18 protein-coding genes are annotated in these 21,852 nt (G+C 59.1%); 9 read left to right on the top strand and 9 right to left on the bottom strand.

What is annotated here, in order from left to right:
* The first annotated feature begins 88 nt into the window (after positions 1-88).
* The 5 genes from BTN45_RS21985 to BTN45_RS21965 are packed head-to-tail and all read left to right on the top strand — an operon-like array spanning position 89 to position 5,107.
* Entirely contained in the window at positions 89-832 is a 744-nt protein-coding gene (locus tag BTN45_RS21985) for an amino acid ABC transporter permease (RefSeq protein ID WP_207591014.1), read from the top strand.
* Positions 829-1,611, top strand: a complete 783-nt coding sequence (locus tag BTN45_RS21980; protein WP_006698607.1) for an amino acid ABC transporter permease — start codon at positions 829-831, stop codon at positions 1,609-1,611. The genes BTN45_RS21985 and BTN45_RS21980 overlap by 4 nt, the downstream gene beginning before the upstream one ends.
* A gap of 12 nt (positions 1,612-1,623) precedes the next feature.
* Positions 1,624-2,421 (top strand): amino acid ABC transporter ATP-binding protein, encoded by a 798-nt coding sequence (locus BTN45_RS21975; protein ID WP_004438459.1) that lies wholly within the window; start codon positions 1,624-1,626, stop codon positions 2,419-2,421.
* Positions 2,422-2,425: 4 nt separating this feature from the next.
* Complete coding sequence (locus tag BTN45_RS21970; RefSeq protein ID WP_207591721.1) at positions 2,426-3,772, top strand: MmgE/PrpD family protein; 1,347 nt, start codon at positions 2,426-2,428, stop codon at positions 3,770-3,772.
* A gap of 18 nt (positions 3,773-3,790) precedes the next feature.
* Entirely contained in the window at positions 3,791-5,107 is a 1,317-nt protein-coding gene (locus BTN45_RS21965; protein ID WP_207591012.1) for an LLM class flavin-dependent oxidoreductase, read from the top strand.
* 80 nt (positions 5,108-5,187) lie between these two features.
* Here BTN45_RS21965 and BTN45_RS21960 read toward each other — a convergent pair whose 3' ends face one another.
* Positions 5,188-6,924 carry a PAS domain-containing methyl-accepting chemotaxis protein gene (locus BTN45_RS21960; protein ID WP_207591011.1) on the bottom strand — a complete coding sequence of 579 codons (1,737 nt, stop codon included), beginning with the start codon at positions 6,922-6,924 and terminating at the stop codon, positions 5,188-5,190.
* A 318-nt stretch (positions 6,925-7,242) separates the two neighbouring features.
* Here BTN45_RS21960 and BTN45_RS21955 point away from each other — a divergent pair, with 318 nt between their 5' ends.
* The gene (locus BTN45_RS21955; RefSeq protein WP_207591010.1) at positions 7,243-8,496 is read left to right on the top strand and encodes an FAD-binding oxidoreductase; all 1,254 of its coding nucleotides are present in this window, start codon (positions 7,243-7,245) and stop codon (positions 8,494-8,496) included.
* Positions 8,497-8,546: 50 nt separating this feature from the next.
* Here the strand turns inward: BTN45_RS21955 and BTN45_RS21950 are convergent, their stop codons facing one another.
* Positions 8,547-9,080 carry a hypothetical protein gene (locus BTN45_RS21950; RefSeq protein WP_207591009.1) on the bottom strand — a complete coding sequence of 178 codons (534 nt, stop codon included), beginning with the start codon at positions 9,078-9,080 and terminating at the stop codon, positions 8,547-8,549.
* A 66-nt stretch (positions 9,081-9,146) separates the two neighbouring features.
* Positions 9,147-9,371, bottom strand: a complete 225-nt coding sequence (locus tag BTN45_RS21945) for an aa3-type cytochrome c oxidase subunit IV (RefSeq protein WP_004438441.1) — start codon at positions 9,369-9,371, stop codon at positions 9,147-9,149.
* 413 nt (positions 9,372-9,784) lie between these two features.
* Here BTN45_RS21945 and BTN45_RS21940 point away from each other — a divergent pair, with 413 nt between their 5' ends.
* Together BTN45_RS21940 and BTN45_RS21935 are read left to right on the top strand one after the other, a co-directional pair.
* The gene (locus tag BTN45_RS21940) at positions 9,785-10,324 is read left to right on the top strand and encodes a TRAP transporter small permease subunit (RefSeq protein WP_004438438.1); all 540 of its coding nucleotides are present in this window, start codon (positions 9,785-9,787) and stop codon (positions 10,322-10,324) included.
* A gap of 31 nt (positions 10,325-10,355) precedes the next feature.
* Entirely contained in the window at positions 10,356-11,837 is a 1,482-nt protein-coding gene (locus tag BTN45_RS21935; RefSeq protein WP_207591008.1) for a TRAP transporter large permease subunit, read from the top strand.
* Between the two features lie 369 nt (positions 11,838-12,206).
* On the opposite strand, the gene BTN45_RS21930 is transcribed toward BTN45_RS21935, so the two are convergent.
* The gene (locus tag BTN45_RS21930; RefSeq protein ID WP_003510333.1) at positions 12,207-13,304 is read right to left on the bottom strand and encodes a TRAP transporter substrate-binding protein; all 1,098 of its coding nucleotides are present in this window, start codon (positions 13,302-13,304) and stop codon (positions 12,207-12,209) included.
* A gap of 293 nt (positions 13,305-13,597) precedes the next feature.
* On the opposite strand from BTN45_RS21930, the gene BTN45_RS21925 reads away from it, so the two are divergent.
* Complete coding sequence (locus BTN45_RS21925; RefSeq protein WP_004438429.1) at positions 13,598-14,353, top strand: gamma-glutamyl-gamma-aminobutyrate hydrolase family protein; 756 nt, start codon at positions 13,598-13,600, stop codon at positions 14,351-14,353.
* A gap of 81 nt (positions 14,354-14,434) precedes the next feature.
* Here the strand turns inward: BTN45_RS21925 and BTN45_RS21920 are convergent, their stop codons facing one another.
* The 5 genes from BTN45_RS21920 to BTN45_RS21900 all read right to left on the bottom strand — a co-directional run bounded on the left by BTN45_RS21920 (position 14,435) and on the right by BTN45_RS21900 (position 21,826).
* On the bottom strand, positions 14,435-15,466 hold the full coding sequence (locus tag BTN45_RS21920) for an ABC transporter permease (protein WP_022563607.1): 1,032 nt from the start codon (positions 15,464-15,466) through the stop codon (positions 14,435-14,437).
* A 32-nt stretch (positions 15,467-15,498) separates the two neighbouring features.
* Positions 15,499-17,040 carry a sugar ABC transporter ATP-binding protein gene (locus BTN45_RS21915; protein ID WP_034498283.1) on the bottom strand — a complete coding sequence of 514 codons (1,542 nt, stop codon included), beginning with the start codon at positions 17,038-17,040 and terminating at the stop codon, positions 15,499-15,501.
* A 237-nt stretch (positions 17,041-17,277) separates the two neighbouring features.
* Positions 17,278-18,207, bottom strand: coding sequence for a sugar ABC transporter substrate-binding protein (locus BTN45_RS21910; protein WP_207591007.1), 930 nt, complete (start codon positions 18,205-18,207; stop codon positions 17,278-17,280).
* A 504-nt stretch (positions 18,208-18,711) separates the two neighbouring features.
* Positions 18,712-20,154, bottom strand: coding sequence for a M20 family metallopeptidase (locus tag BTN45_RS21905; RefSeq protein ID WP_207591006.1), 1,443 nt, complete (start codon positions 20,152-20,154; stop codon positions 18,712-18,714).
* Positions 20,155-20,281: 127 nt separating this feature from the next.
* Entirely contained in the window at positions 20,282-21,826 is a 1,545-nt protein-coding gene (locus BTN45_RS21900) for an ABC transporter substrate-binding protein (protein ID WP_207591005.1), read from the bottom strand.
* Positions 21,827-21,852 lie beyond the last annotated feature (26 nt).

Raw genomic sequence — 21,852 nt, 5'->3', positions numbered from 1 at the left:
TCACCTGCCGTTCTTTTCTGCTTTATAATGGCAGGCCATTCTGGCGCCGCCCGCGTGGCGGCACCCGCAATAACAGCATGGATTTCCAATGCAGGATTCATTTACAGCGCGCTTCATAGAACTGGCCGCGCATCTTGACCTCAACTATGATTTTCTGAACAGCGGCTATGAGGTTCAGATCTGGCTCGACGGCATGAAGATGACGCTGATCCTCGTTGCCGTCACCTTGCCGCTCAGCCTCGTCTTCGGCTTCATTTTCGCGGCAATGCTCACATCCGGGAAGACCTGGCTCGCCGGTCCCGTGCGCGCCTATGTGGAACTGACGCGCAACACGCCGACGCTGGTACAGCTGATGTGCGGTTTCCTCGTGCTCAACATGCTGATTTCCAATGCGCTGGGTGGCGCGCAGAACAATCCGCTGACACCGTTTTTCTGGGTCGTTGCGGTCACGGGACTGCACATTGCCGCCTTCCATGCCGAAGCGCTGCGCGGCGGCATCGAGGCAGTGCCCGGCACCACAATCGAGGCAGCGCGTGCAATCGGTTTCAGTTCCTTCGAGATTCTGCGTTATGTGGAGTTTCCGCTGGCGATCCGCACAGCGCTGCCCTCCATCATCAACAATCTCGTCAATCTGGTGAAGCTCACCACAGTCGGCTCTGCAATCGCCGTGGGTGAGATCACCTATGCCTCCATCCTGATCTGGACGCAGCGCGACAATGTGGTCGAGCTGATGATCGTTATCCTCGTTTTCTTCAGCGTCATCAATTTCATCGTCGCAAGGGCCGGTCTCTGGCTTGAACGGCGTCTTGCGGTTCCGGGGTTCGGTCAATGAGTGCGGTGGTTTCTCCGACACGGGCGGTGAAGAAGCCGCCTTTCGGCACCATTCTGCTGCTGGGCGTCCTGGTTGCAGTCATCCTGTGGCTGGTCCTCGATCCGTCGCTCGGCCAGGTGCTGCTGGAATGGCTGCCCTATCTCGCCAAGGGTTTCGCCATGAATGTGCTGATAAGCATTCTGGCGATCGCCATCGGCACATTTATCGGCGTTCTTCTCGGCATCATGGAGCTAGCGCCCTACCGTCTGGTTCGCGCACCGGCACTGACCTATGTGCAGATTTTCCGCAATGCCCCGCATCTGGTGCTGATCTTTGCCGCGACTTACATCTTCCCCTTCGAGATCGTAGCCTTTGGCAACTACATTCCTTTTCCGGACTGGATCAAGGCGGTTGTCGGCCTTGCCATTCCGGCCAGCGCCCATATCGCCGAAATCACCCGCGGCGCCATCCAGTCCATTCCGACAGCGCAATGGGAAGCCGCTCAGGGGCTGGGCTTTTCGCGCAACCAGACACTGCGCTGGATCATCCTGCCGCAATGCATAAAACGCTCCCTGCCGCCGTGGATGAACCTCTATGCGTCGATCACTATGGGCACGGCGCTCGCCTCGCTGGTCGGCGTGCATGAGCTTCTTCACGCCGCGACCGACGCCAGCACCGCCGTGCAGCGTAACGATTTCACCGTTGTGGTCTATCTCACCGTTCTGATGGCGTTCTTTCTGTTCTGCTATCCCGTCTCCCGTTTCACGCAGCGCCTCGAGCGGCGCTTCGCTTCCCGCTGATTGGAACAAGCCATGTCCGCATCCATCGCCCAAAACGCCCAGCCGCTTGTTGAACTCGAAGCAATCCATCTTGCTTTTGGTGACAACCAGGTTCTGAAAGGCATTGATCTCACCGTCAACAAGGGGGACGCCGTCTCCATCATCGGCCCTTCCGGCTCCGGCAAATCCACCATCCTGCGCTGCATCAACGGCCTGCTCATTCCGCAATCGGGCAAAATCACCGTTGGCGGCACGCGAGTAGACCAGCTGAAGACCGAGGCCGAGCGCATCGCGCTGCGCAAGCGGATCGGCATCGTGTTCCAGCAGTTCAACCTCTTCCCGCATCTGACGGTGATGGAAAACATCACCATCGCGCCGATCAAAATACTTGGTACGCCAAAAACGGAAGCGGAGCGCCATGCCCGCGAATTGCTGGAAAAGGTCCGCCTGTCCCAGAAGGTCGACGCCTATCCCGGCCAGCTTTCCGGCGGCCAGCAGCAGCGCGTGGCGATCGCCCGCGCGCTCGCCATGCGGCCGGAGCTGGTGCTGTTCGATGAAGTCACCTCGGCACTCGATCCCGAAACGGTTGGGGAAGTGCTCGCCGTCATCCGCGACCTCGTCAACGACGGCATGACGAGCATTCTCGTTACCCACGAAATGCGCTTTGCCGAAGAAATCAGCGACAAAATCGTCTTCACCGAAAACGGCCTGATCGTCGATCAGGGCACGCCGGAGCACATATTCTACAAGTCGACCAATCCGCGCATCAACGCCTTCGTCAAGGGCCTCGGCGGACAGGGCGCGCGCGTGAATGACGGCGAAGGGATCTGATACCATGGTCGCGGAGGAAAAACTCACACTTCGTCTTGCCGGAGCCATTGCCGCTTCCGATCCGCTACACGATGAAGAGGCGGTCACCATTGCCCGCACGGCACTGATCGATTTCTTTGCCTGCGTGCTGGGCGGCGCTGCCGACAGGAGCACGAAAATCCTGATCGACACCTTCACGTCAGGCACGCAAGGCGCAGCCGGCATCGTCGGCCACGATCTGCGTACGGATGCCTTCACCGCCGCCCTTATCAACGGCCATGCCGGTCACGTGCTTGATTACGACGATGTCCATGGCAGTGTGCGCGGCCACCCCACCGTCGCCATTGTTCCAGCCCTGCTGGCTGTTGCGGTCGAGGAAGGCTCGACGGCAGATGCATTCATCGCCGCCTATATCGTCGGGCTGGAAACCATGGCCCGCATTGGCCTGTCGCTCGGCACCAGACATTACGAAAATGGTTTCCACGCCACCGCCACACTTGGCCCCATGGGTGCCGCGGCGGCGATCGCCCATCTGCTGAAATTCGATCCGCAGACAACGGCCGTGGCGCTCGGCCTCGCCGCCACGCAATCGGCCGGGCTTCGCCTGCAATTCGGTTATGACGCCAAGCCGCTCCATGCGGGGCTCGCCACGCGTGCCGGCCTCACCGCAGCACGGCTGGCACGATCCGGCTTTCAGGGCGCGCCGGATTTTATGGAAAATTCCATCGGCTTTTATTCGGCCTTCGCCTTCGGCGCCGAGCAGCCGAAGCGTGTTCTCTCCGGCTGGGGCGCACCCTGGCAGATCGTCTCGCCGGGCCTGACTCTCAAGGCCTTCCCGTGTTGTACCGCGGCACACCCCGTCGCCGTGGGCGCGCTGGCGCTGCGCAGCACCCATGATCTGCAGCCGGAAGAAATCGAGGCAGTCACCATCACCTTCCCACCCGGCGGCGATGCCGCGCTTGTCGGCCCTGCCACGCCCGCAACCGGCATAGACGCGCGCTTCAGCCCCGAATATGTCTTCGCTGCGGCGCTGACGGACGGGTCACTGGGGATTAGCCATTTCGACGAACGCCCGGCACGCGCCGACCTGCTCGGCCTTTCTGCGAAAGTCTCGCGCCGGTATGACGAGACCGCTCGCCGCCTGTCGCCAGACCCAACCACCCGTTTCGTGGTGATAGATGTCACGAAGAAGGATGGTACGGTCCTATCGCGCCGCGTCGACGGGCTTCCCGGCATTGATGACCCGGCCGAAAAATTTGCCGACGTGACCGGCGGCAGTGAAAAATTCGCCGGTATCCCGGCCTTGGTGCGGTCCATGAAAACCGCAGCCGACCTCAGGAAGCTCGAAATGCTTCTGGTATCGCCAATATAACTCGACTGACATGAAGGCATGATCCCCATGACCACGACCCGCAAAAGACAGATGCATCTCGGCCTTTTCCTGCAGGGTGCCGGACACCACGTTTCCGGCTGGCGTCACCCCGATGCGGAGGCCGGCAGCGAAAACCTCGATCTGCTCACCCGCGTAACGAAAATGGCCGAAGCGGCGAAATTCGACATGGTTTTCCTGGCTGACGGCCTGACCAGCGGCGTCGACGCCCATCCTTCGATGATCGCACGTTTCGAGCCGTTGACCCTGCTTGCCGCGCTGGCAATGGTGACGGAGAAGATCGGGCTGGCCGCAACCGCCTCCACCACCTATGGCGAGCCCTATCACACCGCTCGCGCCTTCGCCTCCATAGACCATTTAAGCCATGGTCGAGCGGCCTGGAACATTGTCACCACCTCCTACGCAAGAACGGCAGCAAATTTCTCCAAGGACCACCCGGAGCATGACGAGCGTTATGCGGTGGCGGAAGAATATGTGAACGTCGTTCGCGGCCTTTGGGACAGCTGGGATGACGACGCCTTCATCAAGGACAAGCAGGCGGGCCGCTACGTCGATCCCGAGAAAGTCCATGTTCTCAACCACGAAGGCAAATATTTCACCGTCAAGGGACCGCTCAACATTCCGCGCTCGCCGCAGGGCCATCCGGTTCTCATCCAGGCCGGTTCCTCCGGGCCGGGTCAGGATCTCGCCGCACGCACCGCCGATATCGTCTTCACCGCCCAACAGGCGATTTCCGAAGCGCAGGCTTTCTACTCGAGCCTCAAGGCGCGCGTCGAGAAGTTCGGCCGCGATCCCGCCAGCGTTGCCGTGATGCCCGGCTTCATGCCGATCATCGGCAGGAGTTTCGGGGAGGCGAGTGAAAAGCTGAAGGAACTGAACCGCTGGACGGACATCAAGAGCGCGATGCCGCTGCTCGAAGAGCGCATCGGCCACAGCCTGGCCGACTATGATCTCGACGGGCCGCTGCCCGAACTTCCCATCTCCGACCAGTTGCGCAGCCGCGCAGAGTTGCTGACCGAGCTGGCACGGCGCGAAAAGCTCACGATCCGAGAACTGGCGTTGCGCGTCGCGGCCGGCCGTGGCCACCATATCGTCATGGGAACGGCGAGCGATGTTGCCGACAGGATGCAGCAATGGTTCGAGAACGGCGCAGCCGATGGCTTCAACGTCATGCCACCGTTCTTCCCCGGCGGGCTGGAGGAGTTTAATCGCGAGGTGGTACCGCTCTTGCAGGAACGCGGCCTGTTCCGCCGGGAATATGAGGGCTCCACATTGCGCGACCACCTCGGCATCACGCGCCCGGCCTTGCGGGGATAACCGCGCGCAGATGCCCTATCAAAGGCATCCGCCTCAATTGATGATTAGCAATAAGCGGGGCCGGCGAAAGCCGGCTCCCTTCATGCTGCGGCGCGCCCGACTTCCTGATCTTGCCGAGCGGCTGTCGAAAAATCAGACCGTATAGAGGCGCCATCCTCACGCTGAACCGTGCGGCGATTCAGTTTGAACAGGCTGACAAGCTGGGCCAATGCATCCGCACCCTGCGCGAGCGTGGTGCTGATTACGGTGGTGCGTGCGCTCATGGCGGCGTTTTCCTGCGTCATCCGGTCCAGCCGGTTGACCGCCTTGTTGATCTCACTGATGCCGACGGCCTGCTCGTCCGCTGCCTTGGCGATCATGTCAACGTTGCCGTCAATATGTCTGACCAGCGCGTCGATCTGCTTCAGCGCTTCGCCCGTTTCACCGACGAGCCTGACCCCTTCGAGGACCTCGCTGCCGGAATTGTTGATCAGCGCCTTGATTTCCTTGGCGGCACCAGCGGAACGCTGTGCAAGTTCGCGCACCTCCTGCGCCACCACGGCAAAGCCCTTGCCGGCTTCACCCGCGCGGGCGGCTTCCACACCCGCATTCAGCGCCAGAAGGTTGGTCTGGAAGGCGATCTCATCGATAACACCAATGATCTGACTGATTTCCCGCGATGCTGTCTCGATGCGCTGCATGGCATTGACCGTGCGCTCAACAACCTCGGTCGAGGCCGCGGTGGATGTGCGTGCACTCTGAACCAGCTTGCGTGTCTCTTTCATGTTTTCCGTGGATGAACGAACCGTCGCCGTGATTTCCTCCAGTGCCGCAGAGGTTTCTTCGAGCGCTACGGCCTGCTCGCGCGAACGTTCGGCCAGATTGACGGAAGCCTCGCTGACTTCCTGGCTGCTGCGGGTGAGATCGCCCGTCTGGCCGAGAACATTCTCCAGCGTCTTCTGGAATTCGGCGATGGACTTGTTGAAATCGCGCCGCAGGCTCTCAAATTCACCCACGAACGGTTTGTCCAGCGTGACGCGGATGTTGCATTGGGAGAGCCGCTCAAGCGCCGCGCCAAGCTCCTCCACGGCATACATGCGGTCCGTCACGTCAAAGGCAAACTTCGCCACCTTCAAGACACGGCCCTGCTCATCCAGTATCGGATTATAGGAGGCCTGGATGAAAACGCGTTTGCCGTCCTTTCCGAGCCGCATGAACTGCCCGGCAGAGAAACGGCCGCTCCTTAGCTCCTGCCAGAAATCGCGATATTCCTGGGACTGGGCATAAGCTGGCTCACAGAACATCGAATGATGCTTGCCTACAATTTCCTGCGCCGTGTAACCAAGCGCCGCTAGGAAATTCTCGTTGGCGCTGAGGATCTTCCCATCTGGTGTAAATTCGATCAGGGCCTGCGCGCGGGAGAGAGCGGCCAGCTTGCCGTCATCTTCCATGCTCTTGCGCTTGATCGCGGTAATATCGGTTGCAACCTTGACGATCTTGTAAGGTTTACCAAAACGAAAGACGGGATTATAGGAAGCTTCGATCCAGATTTCGTCGCCGTTTTTTGCCCGGCGCCGATATTGCCCCTGATCATATTCGCCGCGCGAGAGTTTCGCCCAGAACGCCTTGTATTCCGCATTGGCAGCCTCTTCGGGAGCGACAAACATGCTGTGGTGCCGTCCGATGATTTCGGACTGCTGATAACCCACCGCTTTGCAGAAATTGTCGTTCGCCTTCAGAATTTTCCCGGTCAGATCGAATTCGATGATGGCCTGCGAACGGTTCAGGGCGTCAAGTACCGCAGATGCATCCAGACCGAGCTTGGAAAAGTGAGACATGCCTTTAAAACCCCCAAATTAACCGCTGCGCAGACCCAATGCCCCTCCCAATGAGAAGGAATGAACATGGATGGGCCTGACTGCACGCGAAACTAGCCAGACACTGTTAAATAGCGATTAATAATGGCTCATAACTATCTAAGCCGCGACCTAGCCGATGGGCAAAACGCACTGATGTGCATGGCGGCCTCCCCCACCGCGGAACCGCTTATTTGCCACAGTGCTGATATTTCTATCGCCGCAGCGTGATGCGACCTTTCATACCCTCTGCATTCATTGTTATGGCGGGCTTGAGAGATTTGTATTGCAGGAGCGCCGATGACCAAAACCCTGAAATGCGACGTGCTGGTGGTCGGCACCGGCATTATCGGTTCCATGGCAGCGCTTTATCTGCAGAATGCCGGGCGTGACGTCGTGCTTCTTGAGCGTGGCGACATCTCCCGCGGTGCGAGTTCCGGTAATGCCGGCATATTGGCCTTTCCGGAAATCATCCCCATTCCCGCGCCCGGTATCATGAAAAAAGCCCCGCGCTGGCTTTTTGATCCGCTCGGACCGCTCAGCGTGCCGCCGGCCTATGCACCAAAGATCGCCCCATGGCTCTGGCGTTTCTGGCGCGCCAGCGCCGAACGCAATTTCCGCCATGGGCTGAAATCACTCACGGAAATCAACCGGCTGGCGGCCATCGAAATGGCCCACATCGCTGCCATGCCCGAGCTCTCGCCCTTCATTTCAAAAACCGGCACGCTTGATATTTATGATAGCGAGGCGAGCCTCAACGCCGCCCGTAGGGATTGGGACGAAAAGGAAAAAGCCGGCTTCGCATTCCAGCGCGTTGACCGCAACGAAATCGAAGAGCTGCAGCCGGGCCTGGCGCCGCAGTTCCGCCATGCGGTGTTTTCGGCGGATGGCCTGCAGGTCTCCGATCCCTATGATTTCACCCGCGCCATATTTGATCTTGTGATCTCACGAGGAGCCAGCCTCCGCAAAGGCGAAGCTCAGCGTATCGACGCAGTGGGCGAAAGTACGATCGTCACGCTGGAGAACGGCGACAAGATCGACGCCGACAAAGTGGTGATCGCCTGTGGAGCATGGTCCAAAAAACTTGCGGCGACGCTTGGCAACATCGTGCCGCTGGAAACGGAACGAGGATACAACACGACCCTGCCTGTCGGTGCTTTCAACCTGACACGCCAGCTTTATTTCAACGACCACGGCTTCGTCGTGACCCTCTTGTCGACTGGCATCCGCGTCGGCGGCGCCGTCGAACTCGGCGGACTGGAACTGAAGCCGAACTTCCGCCGCGCGGAAGCCATGTTGAAAAAAGCGGAACGTTTCCTTCCCGGCCTCAAACTGGAAGGCGGACGGCAATGGATGGGGTTCCGCCCCTCCATGCCGGACTGTCTTCCCGTCATTGGCACCGCGCGGGCGACACCCTCCGTTATCTACGCCTTCGGCCACGGTCATCTGGGGTTGACCCAGTCGGCAGCCACAGCCCGGCTGGTGACGCAGATGGCAAACGGCGACGAAACGTCGATCTCGGTCGATCCCTTCCGCCCGGGACGTTTTTCCTGAAATGGGGTAGCACTGGCAACACCAGGGCCCGGCCTCGCCAGCAATACGGGTTATTTCACCGTCTGCGTGGAATCGTCAGGGAATTCCACCGTCGCGAAGGACGGGTAGACCTTTCGCAGGATGGTCACCTGCTGCTGATCGCTCACCCGGAGCAAATACCAGTCCGAACCGTCGATCAGCGCCAGCGTGTGGGACTTCGCCTCTATGGTCTGGCCGCCGGTTTCCATCACGGTTTTTGTCGGAATGAGCGCATAGGGCGTGCCATCCGGCGTCTCAGTCAGGCTGATCGCCCGCGCGTCCATGGTGAATTCGGTTATCTTGACCGCCGCGAGCGCCATCTGCATCTGCGCCGTCAAGGCACTCCGCAACTGCTCCATGGTGACACCCGCGTCACTGGCGATGAACTCGAAGATTTTCGGTGGCACAGTCTTGCCGACCGTTTCGAAATCCTGCGCATTCAGGGCGGTGCTGAAACGCTCGATCTGGGCACGCAGCCTCTCCTGCTCGGCAGGAGAGAGATCACGCGCGGAGACGGGACATGCAACCGCAATCAACAGAAGCAGACAGGATAAAAGGCGTTTCATGCCCGGCCTTCCCGGTTGTGCGGCAGAACCCTTACCCGTAAGGGTAACAGCGCGCAAACGGTTCGATCAGCGCAGCAGAACGAAACCGGCCGCCGACAGAACGAGAAAGACAACGAGACCGCCGAGGAAGCCCGCGGATGTGAAAAAACCGGCAACCATGGCCAGCATCAGCACGCACAGCATCATCGTGCCGTATTTGGTCAAGGCCAGAAAACCGTTATAGGTCTTTTCGTGTTCGGCGTAGTTCATTTCAGCGCCAAGTTCGACCGGACCTGTATGGTGTTCGCTCATTCCACTTCCCCTTTGCTCCATCCGTCATTCCCGTCCCGCGGGGAAATCTGCCCCGCGGACGATCACGGGCCATGCCGGATTCTCCGGTGCCAGAGGTAACATAAAGTGGTCGAAAAGCGCAATGCGTTCCGCACGAAAGTGTCACGCCGCCATCCGTCGGACCGGCTCTCAAGGACAATACTTGCCTTCCGGCAACATTCTTTCGTTAATAGTTGAAAAGGGCCACCGTTCTTGCTCTTTGCGTGCGGTTTCGGTTGCTTTTCGAACCGCCTACCCATACACGGATTCTGTGGGGAGGAACTCCGGAACCGATGAGTGCGGACGCGCGTGGAGGCGCGGCCGTTGCAGGGGTATCGGGCTTTGCTCTCCGCCATAAACCCGCAAAGGGCCCGGCAAGGGAAGAGGGGAAAGTCATGAAATCGCTTTTAAAAATAAGTGCGTTGATAGATTCTGCGAGCGAGGCACTGGGCAAGGTCGCCGGTTATCTCGTGCTCATCTGCTGCCTCGTCAGCGCCGGTAACGCGATGGTCCGTTACGCCTTGAACTACAGCTCCAACGGCTGGCTCGAAATCCAGTGGTACATGTTCGCCTTCATCGTGCTGATCGGCGCTTCCTATACGCTGCGCATGAACGAGCATGTTCGGGTCGACATCATCTATGGTGCGATTTCGCCACGCAGCCGCATCTGGGTGGATATTATCGGCATTGTGCTGTTCCTGCTGCCCGGCTGCCTTTATCTAGCCTGGCTGTCCTGGCCCATGTTCACGCTGTCCTGGAATCAGGGCGAAATGTCTTCCAATGCCGGCGGCCTGATCCGCTGGCCCGTGAAACTCATCATCTTCGCCGGTTTCGCCCTTCTGGTTCTTCAGGGGTTTTCCGAACTCATCAAGCGCATAGGCGCCCTCAACGGGCTTTATGCGCTCGATACGAAGTACGAAAAACCCCTGCAATGATCGCGCCGATCTGAACCTTCAGGATATTCCCATGTTTGAATACGGTATTCTTCCGCCACTGATGTTCATCGGCATGATTATCTTCATGCTTTACGGATTTCCGGTGGCTTTCTCGCTTGCCACGGTCGGCCTCGTTTTTGGCGTCATCGGCATCTTCACCGAGCATTTTTCACCGGCTTTTCTTCAGGCCCTGCCCCTGCGCATCTTCGGCATCGTTTCGAACGACCTTCTGCTGGCCATTCCCTTCTTCACCTTCATGGGCGCTATTCTGGAGCGTTGCGGCCTTGCGGAAGACCTGCTCGAAGGAACGGGGAAGCTTTTCGGCGCTATACCGGGCGGACTTGCCTATGCCGTCATCATTGTCGGCGCGATCCTGGGCGCGATCACCGGCACGGTTGCGGCCTCGGTCATCACCATGGGCGTCATCTCGCTGCCCATCATGCTGAAATACGGCTATAATCCGCGACTTGCCACCGGCGTCATCGCCGCCTCGGGCACGATCACACAGGTCATTCCGCCCTCGCTGGTGCTGATCGTCCTTGCCGACCAGCTCGGTAAATCCGTGGGCGACATGTATCTCGGCGCGATCGGTCCGTCGATCCTGCAGGTGGCGATCTTCATGCTCTTCATCCTGCTGATGTCGATCGTGCGGCCCAAGGACCTTCCGGCTTTGCCGCCGGAGGCACGCGGTGAGCTTAACCGGGCGCTGGTGTTGCGTGTGCTGGCGGGCATGATCCCCTCCATCGTGCTCATCTTCCTCGTGCTCGGCACCATCTTTCTCGGCCTCGCAACACCGACGGAAGCCGGAGCGCTCGGCGTTGTCGGCGCGATGGCGCTGGCGGCGGCACATCGGCGGCTCAGCTGGGACCTCGTCAAGCAGGGAATGCATTCCACCATGCACATCACGTCGATGGTGGTGTTCATCCTGGTCGGCGCGACCTGCTTTTCGCTCGTTTTCCAAGGCATGGATGGTTCGCTTTGGATCGAGCACATGTTGTCGGGCATTCCGGGCGGTCCTATCGGCTTCCTGATCTTCGTCAACATCTTCATCTTCTTCCTCGCCTTCTTCCTCGATTTCTTCGAAATCGCCTTCATCGTCATTCCAATGCTGGCGCCGATAGCCCAGTCGCTCGGCATTGACCTCATCTGGTTCGGCGTGCTGATCTGCATCAACATGCAGACAAGCTTCATGCACCCGCCCTTCGGATTTGCATTGTTCTACCTGCGTTCCATCGCGCCGCGCACCGTCAAGACATCGGATATCTACATGGGCGCCATTCCCTGGCTCGGCATGCAGCTCATCCTCGTCGCCATCGTGATATTCTGGCCGGAATCCGTCACCTACTGGATAGACAAGGCTCCCGACGTCGATCTGAATTCCATCAAGATCGAGGTGCCCGCCTTCGGTAATCAGGGTGGCAACACCATGCCCAATTTCGGCTTGCCAGGAGGCCAGCCAGGAGGAATGCCGGGCATGCCAAATCTGAGCGAGCCGCCGAAGATCGGGCCTTGACAGGCATCCTGTAAGGGAGCGGAAACGCCTGTGATTGCGAAGACGAGGCACGCCCCCGCCTTCCGTTCATTCTCTTTAGAAACGGACCCGGGCAGTCACTATACTGCCTGTCCGGTTCTTCTTGATGACGAATGCAACGCTCAGCATTTTCCACATCGCGTCACGTCCACAATTGAGACCAATGGTCGGGGCTGGGGGCGCCGATCTCAGCCGGCACTCCGGCTGGTCGCCCATCCTGCGATTGTGCTCCGAAGGACCCGATCATAAACCATCCTTTGTTGTCGAATGCATGAGGGTACGCGCGCAACAAAAACCCCGGAGACCGAAATCTCCGAGGCCTTTGCCCGGTCCGCCGCCGTTACTGAATAATCAGAGCTTGCCGTTACGCTGCTGGATCATCATGAAAGTATCGAAGGTGTATTCCGCCAGCTGCATCCACAGATAGCCTTCGCGCTTGAAGGCGACCTGGTCCTCGTAAATCTTCTTGAAGTCCGGATTGGAAGCCGAAATATTGGCGTATACCTCAAGGGCCGCCTTATAGCACGCTTCCAGAATTTCCTGGCTGAAGGGTCTGAGTACCGCGCCTTCAGAAACGAGCTGCTTGATGGCAATCGGGTTTTTGGCGTCGTATTTCGCCATCATGCTGGTATTGGCGAAGGCGCAGGCGTCCTGCAGCGCCGTCTGGTAGTTCTTGGGCAGGCTGTTCCACTTGTCCAGATTGACAAAGGAATGAATGACCGGGCCGCCTTCCCAGAAGGCCGGATAATAATAGTACTTTGCGACCTTCTGGAAGCCGAGCTTGTGGTCGTCATAAGGGCCGACCCACTCGGCGGCGTCGATGGTGCCCTTTTCCAGCGCCGGATAGATATCACCGCCGGCGATCTGCTGCGGCACGACACCAAGCTTTTCAACCACTTTGCCGGCAAGGCCGGCAATGCGCATCTTGACGCCTTTGAAATCGTCAACCGTGTTGATCTCCTTACGGAACCAGCCTCCCATCTGCGCGCCGGTATTGCCCGAAATCATGCCGTAGAGGTTATGTTTGGCGTAGAATTCATTGAGCAGTTTGTTGCCGTTGCCTTCATAGAACCACGAATTGGTCAGGCGGGCATTCAGGCCAAAGGGTATCGCCGTCCCGATCGCGAAGGTCGGATCCTTGCCGACATAATAATAGGAGCAGGTATGGCACATTTCCACAGTGCCTGACGATACGGCATCGGCCGCCTGCAATCCGGGAACGATTTCCCCGGCGGCAAAGGGCTGGATGGTAAAATTGCCGTCGGTGGCGGCAGCGACGTGCTTCGCAATATCCTCGGCACCGCCATAGATCGTATCAAGCGATTTCGGAAATGACGACGTCAGGCGCCAGTTGATCTTGGTATTCTGCTGCGCAATGGCGGGCGCGGCAAGGGCTGCAGTGGCAGCTCCCGCGAGCGCACCTTTTTTCATAAAGGAACGGCGATCCATCTATATCCTCCCAGATATGAACGCTGCCTGCAGCTTTGAATTCCCCTCGTTGCTGTTCAGGCATTGTAGCGAAGTAAGCACGGTTATCGCCCGACTGACAAGCACCCGCACCAAGAATTAATCGCGGAAAAACGCCGTGTTTCCGGGAATTTTCTTCGCATTTTATATTCAACTGAAATATCTCGGCATCGCCTTATACTTTAGGCGCATGCCGGATCAGCAGGAGGCAAAGGCATGCTTGACTTGGTTCGCCGGCGGTCGCACATATTTCGAAGATTCGTTCCGGAGCCGCCATGCCAAAACCCATCATCGCCGTCCCCGCCGACATAAGGCATTTTACCGGAGCCGACTGGCACGCCGCGCAGAACCAGTATGTTTCCGCCGCCCTGAAAGTGGCTGGTGTCATGTCCTTCATCGTGCCGGCCTTTGAGGACGGAAACGACGTGGACGCCATTCTCGACCGGGTGGATGGCCTGCTCGTCTCCGGCTCCGCCACCAATGTGCACCCTTCCCTCTACGGAAAGGAGGCGCGGGAGAGCGACGGCCCGTTCGACCAGGCCCGCGACGCCACCAGCCTGCCGCTCATTCGCCGTGCGATCGAGCGTGGCATTCCGATGCTGGCCATCTGCCGAGGAATACAGGAACTGAATGTGGCGCTGGGCGGAACGCTGGCGTCCGAAATTCAGGAGCAGCCGGGCATATGGGACCACCGCAAGCCGGAACATGACGACCGCGACGTCGCCTTTGCCATCCGCCAGCCAGTGCATGTGCGCGAAGGCTCCTGCATTGCACAGCATCTCGGCATGTCGGGCGAAATCCAGATCAACTCGCTACACAGGCAGGCCATTGCCGAAACCGCGCCGCGCCTGCAGGTGGAGGCGACGGCCGCCGATGGTACAATAGAGGCGGTGTCTGTCATTGACGCAAAAGGATTTGCTGTCGGGGTGCAATGGCATCCGGAATACTGGGCCGAGACGGACGCGCCCTCCCGCGCCCTGTTCGAGGCCTTCGGCAAAGCCGTTCACGACTATCGAAACAGCAAAGCATGAGCCGCTGCTGATCCCCTCGCCGCATGAGGACACAAAAAAGGGGCAAGCCTGAAGGCCTGCCCCAAGGTCTGGGAGGAGGATTTAACGCTTGGCGCGCTTCTTCTGCCGGTAGACGTCAGCGACGACGGCCGCCACGATGATGAGACCTTTGACGATCTCCTGATAGTAGGCGTCCACTCGGAGGAAGGTGAAGCCCGATGTCATGACGCCGAGAATGATCGTACCGATTACCGTTCCGGTGATGCGGCCGGCGCCGCCGGATAGCGAGGTGCCGCCGATGACGGCCGCGGCGATGGCGTCAAGTTCATACATCACGCCCATGCCGGCCTGCGCGGTCTGAGCGCGGGCTGCGGTGACAACACCGGCGAGACCGGCGAGCATTCCGGCGATGGCATAGACCTTGATCAGGTGTGCCTCGATATTGATACCGGATACACGTGCGGCCTGCTCATTGGCACCGATGGCATATGTGAACTTGCCATAGCGGGTGTAACGCAGCGCGACGTGGAAAATGATTGCCACGAGCAGGAACACCACGACTGGCCAGATGCCTGTGCCAATGAAATTGAAACCGTCGGTCAGGCCGGAGATCGGCTGACCCTTCGTATACCACTTGGAAATGCCGCGCGCGGTCACCATCATGCCGAGAGTGGCAATGAAGGGCGGGATTTTCGTGCGGGCAATGAGCTGCCCATTGATGAAACCGGCCAACATGCCGGCGAGAATGCCGACAGCAAGCGGGATGATGAACGGCAGGTCGGTGAGCCCGGGATAAAGGGCCCGCGGCCAGGTTGAGGACTGCGCCATGCTAGCGGACAACATCGCCGTGAGGCCGACGACCGACCCCGAGGACAGATCGATGCCGCCGGTAATGATGACCTGTGTCACACCTACGGCTATGATGCCGATCACGGAGACCTGCAGGATCATGATGGTCAGTCGCTGCTGGTTCATCAGGAAGCTCTGGCCGATGAATATCCAGCCGAGAATCTCGTAAATCAGCGCTATGCCGATCAGAATGAAGAAAATATTGGCTTCCGGCGGTATGCGCCGGTGCGGTTTGCGTCCGGATTTGGCATCCAGCTCCGGAGTGGCGGCGGCGTTGCTATTCATATCTGTTCCTCCTCGAGAAATCCCGGCGCGCCTCACCGCGATGCGAGATCCATCACCTTAACCTGCGTGGCTTCACTTCTATCAAGGAAGCCGGTCACCCGACCTTCATGCATGACCATGATGCGGTCGCTCATTCCCAGAACCTCCGGCATTTCGGAGGAAATCATGATGACGGCGACGCCCTGGCGCGCCATCTCACAAACGAGCTTGTGAATTTCCGCCTTGGCGCCCACATCGATGCCGCGCGTCGGCTCATCGAGGATCAGAATGCGCGGCTTGGTCAGCATCCAGCGACCGATCAACACTTTCTGCTGGTTGCCGCCCGAAAGATTTTCGATGCGCTCGTAAAGATGCGGGGTTTTCACCCTCAGCTTGCGGCACATTTCCTCGCAGGCGTCCGACAACGCGTTTTCCTGCACGAAACCATTGGCGACATATTTGTCCTGCAGAACGGCGATCTGCATATTTTCCAGAATGTTCAGGATCAGCAGACATCCCGTGTCCTTGCGATCCTCGGTCAGAAACGCCATGCGATGACGAATGGCTTCCGTCGGGCTGGTGACTGAAACGGGTTTGCCATCGATGCTGATCGTCCCGGAAGACGCGGGCGTCACACCGAAGACTGTCTCTGCAACATTGGAACGACCGGAACCGACCAGGCCCGCGACGCCGAGAATTTCACCGGCGCGAACGTCGAAGGAAATATCGTGGAACACGCCATCAAGCGTCAGGTTTTTGACCGACAGCACAACGTTGCCGATAGGAACCTCTTCCTTCGGGAACATCTGCGTGATCTCGCGGCCCACCATCATGCGGATGATGTCGTCGCGCGTTACATCGGTAGAGGCATGCGTGCCGATATATTTACCGTCCCGGAAAACAGAGAACTCGTCGGCGATTTCGAACAGCTCGTTCATCTTGTGGGTGATGTAGACGATGCCGATACCGCGTTCCCTGAGATCGCGAATGATGCGGAAGAGATGCTCCACCTCGCGCTCCGTCAGCGCGGATGTCGGCTCATCCATAATGAGAACGTCGGAATCGTAGGAAACCGCCTTGGCGATCTCGACCATCTGACGGCTGGCGACGGAAAGCTCACCGACCCGCGTTTCCGGATCGAGATCGATACCGAGGCGATCCAGCAGGGCTTCGGTACGGCGGTACATCTCGCCATGGTCGATTAGGCCCAGCCGGTTCTTGGGTTCCCGCCTGATCCAGATGTTTTCCGCGACCGTCATGTAAGCCATCAGGTTCAATTCCTGATGGATCATGGCAATGCCGTTTTCCAACGCATCAAGCGGGGAATCGAGACGAATGTCGGCGCCTTTCAGGCGAATTTCGCCGCTGTCTGGCTGGTAGATGCCAGCCAGAATCTTCATCAGAGTCGATTTTCCAGCGCCGTTCTCGCCCATCAGCGCGTGCACGGTGCCGCGCTTTAGCTTGAACTGCACATCATCGAGCGCTACCACGCCGGGAAACTCCTTGCGTATGCCTTCGACGGCGAGAAGGTATTCCGCATTCGGCACGGCGCCGCTGGCGCGCACGGCGGCCATTGTCGATGGACTGACGACCATCTCATCCTCCACAATAGACAAAATTGACCGGAAACAGGCTTCGCCCAATGGCGCACCTTGCCTCCGGGGAGGCTTACAGCGCCATGTCCACCACAATATGCAGGGCGCTGCAACACTTTGAATTCACTGGAATTCAATCACGATCCGCTCATGCGCCGGAGCTTGTTCGGCGCCGTCGGGAACCGGCATCTGCCTCCAATATCAATCTGAACGGGCGCAGATGCCGGAAGGCGGCCATTAGTTCTTGGCCACGTAGTCCTTGACGTTTTCAGGCGTGACGAGCTGGAAGGGAATGTAAACCTTCTTCTCGACCTTCTCGCCCTTGACGAGCTGCAGCGCGGCATCAAGTGCGCCCTTGCCCTGGCCTGCCGCATCCTGGAAGACGGTGGCGTCGAGATCGCCCGCCTGCATGGCGGCGAGAGCATCCTGCGTGGCGTCCACACCGGCGACGACATAATCCTTCATGTCCTTGCCAGCGGCCTTCAGAGACTGAATGGCGCCGATCGCCATTTCGTCGTTATTGGCGATGACGGCGTTGAACTCGATGCCGCTCGACAGCCAGTTGGTCACGAGGTCGGAACCCTGCGTGCGCTGCCAGTTGGCGGTCTGCTCTTCAACCACGGAAATGCCTTTGCATTCGTCGGTTTTCAAGACATCCTTCGCAGACTGCGTGCGCATGCGCGCCGCCTGGTTCGAGAGCTCGCCCATCATGATGACGGCATTGCCCTTGCCACCGAGGAGGCGGCAAACCTCTTTCGCCTCAAGCGTACCAGCCACCGTTTCGTCGGAGGCGACGAAGGCCTGTCCGTCCGGCAGGCTGTCGACGTTCACCGGCTGGCGGTTGACGTAAACGAGCGGAATCTTGGCGTCGGCCGCGAGCTTGGACATGGCCGCCGTCGCATCCGTGTCCACAGGGTTGACGATGATTGCGTCGACCTTGGAAGCGATGAAGTTCTGGATCTGGCTCTGCTGCTTGGCGACGTCGTTCTGCGCATCCTCGACCTGCAGGGTGACGCCCTTCAGCTCCTTGGAATAATCCTGCATGCCATTGCGGAGCACGGTCAGGAAGTTGTCGTCAAACAGCGCCATCGAGACACCTACGGTTTCCGCATGTGCCGCAGTGCCGAGAAGCACAGACATAGCTGCGCCGATGATAAATTTCTTCATTGTTTTTCTCCTCCGTGGCGTCCGGCGCCGCCTCTCCCAGCCGGAGGCGAACCCGAAAGCCCGCCGCAACCTCCTCACATCAGAAAACGGAATAATGAAACCGATTTTCTGCCTGTTCGATATATTTATTCCATTTTTGGTTCGAACGTCAATGTTTTCTTCGCAGCCCCGCAGCGGAGTGGTGCACAAGGCTGTGATGATGGGAAATTGCGGAGAAAGCGCCTTCCGGATCGCATAGCCGTGGAAGATGCAGAGGCTCGCTCGGCCTCGTTCCCAACCGGGAGGCCGGGATCCATAAGCCGTTGAAATTATGGTTTGCGGCTCGAAATCGGGAAGAACTCGACTGAGATGGAAGATTTATTCCAAACCGGCATTCACCGGCTCTCCTTGGAGAAGGCCGGCGGCGCATCGGCTTTTATTCCGCTCGAAACAGCCAGGGGGTCTTCCATGCCACCTGTGGAAATACGGCGGCACGGGGCAGCGGCAAAAGTGGTGCGTAGCGCCTTACCGGTGGGAGCCCGGCATGACATCGGCGGGAATCGGGCAAACATATTTGCTGCCTTCCGTCTTTTCCTGCCATTCCTTCCTGGCACTGGCGAGCAGTTCCGGCGATGTCATCAGTGAAAGACCTGTCGCTGCAAGCGTTTTGGCGGCATGCACCATGGCCTTGTGGGCGGCAGGAGTTTTGCCTTGTGCCACCACTTGCCAGGTATGCGGATTGGTCCCGATCGCCCAGGCGGGTGTCCAGCATTGTGCCGTCGGTGTCACCCAGCTGACGTCACCGACATCGGTGGAGCCGGCCCGAAAATGCGAATGCCCCTCGAAATCCCGCAAGCCGAGATGCAGGGGCGTCGAGCCGTCGATCTTACGGTTGGAAAAGACATCGCCCTTTATCTGGTAGAGCCGGATGCTGCTTTTGATCGCCTCGTCGGTGAAAGTGTCCTGGATGCGTTTGGCAAAAGCGATATCCGCTTCGTCGAAAGCGACGGGGCCAAGCGCCACCATGTTTTCATGCATCGCCGTTTCCAGCGCGATGTTGGGCAGGAGATTGGTGGAGGCGGTATCAAAGACGATCTCCACCTCGGTCTCGGTCATCAGTGCCGCACCGCGCGCCACCTTGTCCACCCGCGCGGCGAGATCAAGCGCCTGACGCATTTCCGGAGCGCGGATCAGATAAAGGACTTCCGCCTTGGCCTGCACCACATTGGCCGCCTTGCCGCCAGTGTCAGTGATTGCATAATGTACCCGGCAATCCTGCGGCATGTGTTCGCGCAGGAAATTGACGCCGACATTCATGAGTTCGACGGCATCGAGCGCCGAGCGGCCGAGATGGGCTGCATTGGAAGCGTGGGCCGCAACACCCTTGAAACGGTAAAAATATTCCAGCACGGCCAGATTATTGGTCGAGCGTACCCCGTTGAACGGTGCCGGGTGCCAGGTCAGCGCAGCATCTACATCGTCAAAAAGGCCGGCACGCACCATGAAGGTCTTACCGGAACCGCCCTCCTCGCCGGGGCAGCCGTAATAACGCACGGTGCCGGGCATATTATTGGCCTTCAGATGCCGGGCGAGCGCAATAGCGGCCATCAATGAGCCGACGCCGAGCAGGTTATGGCCACAGCCATGGCCGGTGGCGCCCTCCTCTCGCGGCTGCACCTTCGCCACATCAGCCACCTGGCTCATGCCGGCCAGCGCATCGAATTCACCGAGGAAGGCGATAACGGGCTTGCCCCTGCCAAATTCGCCGATGAAGGCGGTTTCCATGCCCGCCACACCGCGCCGAACCGCAAAGCCATTTTCCTCAAGCGCGGCGGCCAGAATGCCGGCAGATTGCCGTTCTTCAAATTTGAGTTCGGCAAAATCCCAGATGCTGTCGCTCAAAGTGGTGAAATCACGCTTCATCGCCTCGATTTCGGCGGCAATCGACATCACGGCATCACGGTTCATGGCTTTTCCTCGCATTTCCGCCCTTTTCGGGCACGCGCAGGCGCTTCGGCAGAGGTACCGCCAAATTACCGCGCTTAATAATGGAAAGCCCGCGCCGGGGTCAGCCGCCGGCGCGGGCAAGGGTGGGTCAGTTGTCGACCGAGACCTCCCAGAGGCGAGCGTTCGACTGCCAGACAGGCTGGCCCTTCAGCTTCTTCGTCGCGCCCCAGACATCGACCATGTCGTAGAGGAAGATACCCGGCATTTCCTTCAGCATCAGCTCATGGAACTCATCGAAAATCTTCTGGCGTTTCGTCTGATCGGCCTCAACATAGGCGGCCTTCATCAGTTCGATCGCCTTAGGATCATCCCACATCAGGGAAGCGTTCTTGTCCTTGTTGCCGACATAAAAGGCATACATCAGCGCCGGGTCGAGGCGCGGAGCGACCGACTGCGAGATCACCTGATAATTGCCGGAGCGGCGGCGATCCACCTGGGTGGCATAGTCCAGCACCTCGATCTGCACGTTGAGGCCCGCCTGCTGCATCATCGCCTGCGCCATGACTGCGGCCGGGAAGCTCGGCACGTTGCCACGCTTGTTGGCGATGATCGAGATTGGTTCGCCCTTGTAACCGGCCGCCTCAAGCTCCTTCTTGGCGGCCTCGATGTCATAGGCCGGACGCTTCTTCTGGGTCTCACCATAATATACAGAATCTTGCGAAACCATCGAACCGTTGGCCTCGCCCGTGCCGTTGGATGCGGCGGCAACCAGTTCATCAAGATCGAGTGCCATCGCCATGGCGCGACGCACGCCGGGATTGCTCAGCACCTTGTCACGGGTCTGGATGTAGAACAGGTTCTTGCCGTTGTTGCGGGAAACGATGAGCTGCATCTTTTCGTTGGTCTTGAACTCCGGAATGAGATCGGGAGAAATCTCGGCCGTATCGAGCACGCCGGATTCAAGACCCGCCTTCACGGTCGAGGCATCGGGGATGACCATGAACTTGACGCCATCGGCCAGCGGCCGCTTGGAGCCGACCATGCCGTCAGGCTTGCTGTCATTTGCCGGCGAAACGTAGTCGGCAAACTTGGCGAGGCGGATATACTCGCCCTTCTTCCACTCGTCCCACTGAAAGGGCCCCGTGCCGATCGGCTTGACGAAACTGCCGTCGGAAGCAACCGATTCCGGTGAGATCATGCCCGTATAACCGCATTCCGGCCGTGACATGAGGCCCAGGAAAACGCCGGATGGTTTTTCCAGGGTGATCTCGACAGTGGAAGCCTCCGTGGCCTTGACGCCAGTGACGTGTGCTGCGCCGCCCTCGACGAAATCGTTGAGGCAGGCCCATTTGGTTTCCGGCTTCAGGTAACGCGTCCAGTTCCAGACGACATCCTCTGCGGTGAGCGGCTTGCCGTTGTGGAATTTCACGTCCTTGCGCAGCTTGAACGCATAGGTCAGGCCATCAGGGGCGACCTCGACGCTTTCTGCGAGAAGCGGCTTCACCTCACCGGCATTGTTATAGCCGACGAGACCCTCGACGATATGCAGGATGACCCCATCCGTATTGCCATCGCGGTTCACCCCCGGGTTGTTGCTGCGCAGATCCGAGCTCTGCGCAATGGTGATGTCGCGTGCTGCGGTTATGTTGGCCGTTACGAGCAGGGCAACGCCTGCGAGAAGAAGTTTTTTCACTGTTCTACCCTCTCTGTTGTCGTTGA

It is taken from the genome of Rhizobium sp. ZX09, assembly GCF_017357485.1.
In the GTDB taxonomy this organism is placed as follows: Bacteria; Pseudomonadota; Alphaproteobacteria; order Rhizobiales; family Rhizobiaceae; genus Agrobacterium; species Agrobacterium pusense.
This window is presented reverse-complemented; position numbering and strand designations above follow the sequence as displayed.